The 4,032-nt window shown below is 39.8% G+C and carries 5 protein-coding genes; 1 reads left to right on the top strand and 4 read right to left on the bottom strand.

The annotated features are described in order from the left end of the window. Positions 1 to 88: 88 nt before the first annotated feature. The 4 genes from ESP02_RS12970 to ESP02_RS12955 are packed head-to-tail and all read right to left on the bottom strand — an operon-like array spanning position 89 to position 2,794. Positions 89 to 772: a hypothetical protein gene (locus ESP02_RS12970; RefSeq protein ID WP_002374384.1), complete on the bottom strand. Its 684-nt coding sequence runs from the start codon at positions 770 to 772 to the stop codon at positions 89 to 91. Positions 773 to 789: 17 nt separating this feature from the next. Continuing rightward, entirely contained in the window at positions 790 to 1,407 is a 618-nt protein-coding gene (locus ESP02_RS12965) for a glycoside hydrolase family 73 protein (RefSeq protein ID WP_002315168.1), read from the bottom strand. A 9-nt stretch (positions 1,408 to 1,416) separates the two neighbouring features. Continuing rightward, entirely contained in the window at positions 1,417 to 2,241 is an 825-nt protein-coding gene (locus tag ESP02_RS12960; protein ID WP_002374382.1) for a D-alanyl-D-alanine carboxypeptidase family protein, read from the bottom strand. Beyond that, positions 2,234 to 2,794, bottom strand: a complete 561-nt coding sequence (locus ESP02_RS12955; RefSeq protein ID WP_002293272.1) for a hypothetical protein — start codon at positions 2,792 to 2,794, stop codon at positions 2,234 to 2,236. The genes ESP02_RS12960 and ESP02_RS12955 overlap by 8 nt, the downstream gene beginning before the upstream one ends. Before the next feature lie 173 nt (positions 2,795 to 2,967). Between ESP02_RS12955 and ESP02_RS12950 the strand changes: the two genes are divergently transcribed. Beyond that, positions 2,968 to 3,924: a Gfo/Idh/MocA family protein gene (locus tag ESP02_RS12950; RefSeq protein ID WP_025478490.1), complete on the top strand. Its 957-nt coding sequence runs from the start codon at positions 2,968 to 2,970 to the stop codon at positions 3,922 to 3,924. Positions 3,925 to 4,032 lie beyond the last annotated feature (108 nt).

The raw sequence follows: 4,032 nt of genomic DNA, 5'->3' as shown, positions 1-4,032 counted from the left end.
TTCACAAAAATTTGAAAAGCAATACTCGTGAATTCCTTCTTATTTCTTGGAGTTAAACGCTTCTGTACCAGCCTCTACTTCTTACCTGTTATTCATGTTTCTTTTTTTCAGTTTCCCGATATTTTTCCATTTTACGACTAAAAAGCTCTCCGCTACTTGGCGGCGTATACGTGATGGCATTTGCTCCTGCTTGAATGGTCTCAGCAATACTTTCTTCCGTTGGTCCGCCTGTCGCAATAATAGGAAGTTCAGGATACTTTTTACGAAAATGACGTACTGCTTCTGCAGTTTCTTTTCCCGCACTGATATTGATAATCGAAATACCAGCTGCTAACTTTTCATCAATTTCTGTATATTTCGATGTTACCGTACTGATAACTGGGATATCAACTACTCGACAAACTTCTTTCACTGTCTCTAAAGGCGTAGGACCATTCAAAACGACCCCTAAAGAACCTTGCGCTTCTGCAAACATGCTCATGTAAGAAGAACGAGCACCTTGTGTCAATCCGCCTCCTACACCGGAAAAAACTGGAATATCAGCTGCCTCAATGATACTTTTAGTAATTGCTGGATGTGGTGTAAAAGGATACACAGCAATTACTGCATTCGCATTTGTATTTCGTATGATTGCGATATCCGTAGTAAAGATGATCGAACGAATCAATTTTCCAAATATCTTGATCCCGCTTGCTTCTAAAATGATTTCCGGTACTCTTACGATATCTTTTCTCAATTCCGTCATGATTTCCGGCGTAAATTGTTCTGCCATCAGCCACTTCTCCTTTGCTATCTCCGGTCATACTGATTCAACTGGTACGTCTCGATGACCTGGATGATTTTTTGCGCATAACCGGGGTCTGTCGCATAACCTGCATCTTGCAATGCTTGTGCGGCTTCCTGATAATTGGTGGCCGTAATCACTTTTTCATACAGTGCAGGATTCCAATCTACTCCTTGGACGAACAGTTGTGTATGGTCATCCATGGACTGTTCCCATGAATCATACACTTTGAAGTCTCCTTGGATAGTTATCCATTCTTCGTTAACAAATTCCTTTGTTTCTAGGCTTACTTTCTTCTGATCCCCATAAGCCTTGATCCCGAAAAGATTATTGTATTTGCTAGCCAAGGTACTTTTTCCCCAATTCGATTCTAATATAGCTTGTCCTAAAATGATACTAGGAAGCACTCCATAACCATCTTGTAGTTCTTGGGCATGTGGAACAAGCCGTTCAATAAATTGCTGATGGGATTGCGCTTCATTTTCTTGCTGATTATCAGTAAAAGGAGAAGACAGATTCTTCAAGGAAAAAACAAAGGCTAGGAGTATCACTACTACACCGGCAACCACTGCTGGCCAACGGATATTCTTGCGCTTTTGCTTTTTCCACTTTTTTTTCGCCATGATCAATTCCTACTTTTCATTTAATTCATTCAGATATTCTTCTAGCGTCAATTGGTGTTTGGTGATATACTCAGCATTTTCTTTACCGACATAACGTAAGTGCCAAGGTTCATATGTGATTTTAGTTATATCTTCGCGTCCTTTTGGATAACGAACGATAAATCCATACTGGGCAGCATGATCTGCGATCCATTTAGCTCCAGGCTGATCTCCGTAACTTGCATCCAATACAGTAGAAGGATAACTGTTGTACCAGTTTTGATCGACGACATCGACTGCCAGACCTGTGTGGTGTTCGCTGTATCCTGGCTCCGTAATCGTTTCTTTAGTGATTTTTGTCGCCTCCTCTTCTGATACACCTTGACGACTCATCACATCTTGGACATTTTGTTCGAAAACTTGTTGTTGGGATGATACAGACCGGTAAGCTGAGACCATAACTAACGGAAACCCAGCTGTTTCGGCAGCTTTAGCAAATGCTTCATATTCCGGAGCAATGCGTTTGTCGATCAAATATCCATTACTCAATGATGCCAATTGAGTAGACTCATCGATTTCTTTTTCTAATTTGTGATCTGGACCAACCAAAACTAGTTGCCAATCGTCTGTTTTAACATCTGGTAATTGTTTGGATGTACGATCTTGTGTTTCTTTGTCCTTTGCCTTGCTGCTTGTTGTTTGACTGTTTTTTTCTTTACTAGCAGTTGTTTTGGTGCTTGTTCGTTCGACCGTTTGATTGCCGGCTTGAACATGCGCGTCATCATCGCTAAAAATAACATAGCCCATTGCTGCGATCATAATCACAACTGCTCCAAATCCTAAAAATTTATTCACTTGAAAAATCCTTTCGTTGTTCTTCACGTTCCCCGTTCGTATCATGAACGTAAGTTTCTTCCAGATTTTCATTCACCCAATCAAGAAGTTCGATTTTTTCTCCTTCAATCTGTTTTTGAACATCTGCTGGCAAACGAAAATTCAAAATATCATCATAGCCCCATTCATCATATTGAATACTTACTTTCAAGTCAAGGTACCTACCAGCCTGCTGATTGTTTTTCAAAGGGATCAGCTCGACTTTTGCTGCTTTGCTGCTTAGCCATTTTTGCGCGATACGTGTTTTAATTTGTTTATACTCTGCAACAGCAATATTTCGTTTCTCGGGAAAAATAATCGTTTGACGCAAAATCTTTTGCGTAAGCATCCATTCATAATCAGTGAAAAGATTTTTTACTTTCTGCATCGCTTCAGAAGGCAAATTTTTCTCGCCATCTTTCCATTTTTGCCATTGTTCTGGACTGATCAGCAAGTATTCATCTAAAAAGTTTTTTTCAGTTTCAAACTGTTCCAATAATACACTCATAATAAGATCAATATATACTTGATGCACGTTTATCCCCTCCTTTTAACTATTCTACTTAAGTTTTAGTCAAAAAGCACCTGTTAAATCGCTGCTTTCATTTTTTTTAATGTTTCAAGTCCTCTCCCCTTCATTCTTCGTGATTTTTGTTATAATAATAGACAGAAAAGAATCTCAATCCAACTATGAAGGAGCGTTTTCAGATGAAAAAATATCAATGGGGAATCGTTGGTCTAGGTACCATCGCACATGAGTTTGCCGAAAGCTTCAATCAAGAGACAAGTGAACTAACAGCGGTTGCTTCCAGAACTTTAGAAAAAGCGGAAAACTTCGCACACCGTTACAATATTCCAAAAGCTTACGGAAGCTATCAAGAAATGTTAAACGATGCTGAAATCGACATCATATACATTGCTGTACCAAATAAACAGCATATCGACCATATCTTGGCAGCATTGGAAGCAGGCAAACACGTCTTATGTGAAAAAGCCATCACGATGAACAAAAAAGAACTGGCTGATGCTATGCGTTTAGCAGAAGAAAAGAATCTGATTTTAGCAGAAGCCATGACCATCTTCAACATGCCGCTTTATCAGCAATTACGCTCAATAATGGATACAGGAAAACTAGGGGCTTTAAAAATGATCCAAGCACCTTTCGGCAGTTATAAGGAACCAGATCCAGAAAACCGATTCTTCAATCCTGAATTAGCTGGTGGAGCTCTGTTGGATATCGGTACGTATGCGGTATCTTTTGCTCGTTTCTTTTTGAGTTCTCAGCCTGAAGTAGTTGCCTCTACAATGGTCCCTTTTGAAACAGGCGTAGACGAGCAATCAGTCACTATTTTGCGCAACAAAGAAAATGAACTTGCTGCTGTCAGCTTGTCTTTTCAGGCAAAAATGCCAAAAGTCGGTATCGTGGCCTTTGAAAACGGCTATGTGACGATTGCTGATTATCCTCGTGCGGATCGTGCGGAGATCCTATTTACAGACGGTACGAAGGAATTCATCGAAAGCGGGAGTACTTCTGAAGCCATGAATTACGAAATAAACAATATGGTACACATGATCGAAGGTGACTTGCCAAATCGTTCTCTCTTCTTGACAAAAGATGTCATCGACATCTTGGATCAAATGCAAGTTTTATGGAAAAATATGTAATTTTAAAAGGTCGTGAAAAAGCTGGTCTGCATCAAATAATAAGAACAGCCAAACAAAAATAGCTCCTCCTATTTTCGTTTGGCTGGACTTATTCCCGCAGATGCAAGC

This window comes from Enterococcus sp. NBRC 3427, assembly GCF_007996925.1.
GTDB lineage: Bacteria > Bacillota > Bacilli > Lactobacillales > Enterococcaceae > Enterococcus_B > Enterococcus_B lactis.
Note: the sequence above shows the minus strand (reverse complement) of the source record. Positions and strands in the feature narration are given on the sequence as shown.

Excerpts from the sequence above, each read along its gene's own strand:
- ESP02_RS12950 (WP_025478490.1), top strand. The coding sequence starts at position 2,968 with ATGAAAAAATATCAATGGGGAATCGTTGGTCTAGGTACCATCGCACAT.
- ESP02_RS12970 (WP_002374384.1), bottom strand. The coding sequence starts at position 772 with ATGGCAGAACAATTTACGCCGGAAATCATGACGGAATTGAGAAAAGAT.
- ESP02_RS12965 (WP_002315168.1), bottom strand. The coding sequence starts at position 1,407 with ATGGCGAAAAAAAAGTGGAAAAAGCAAAAGCGCAAGAATATCCGTTGG.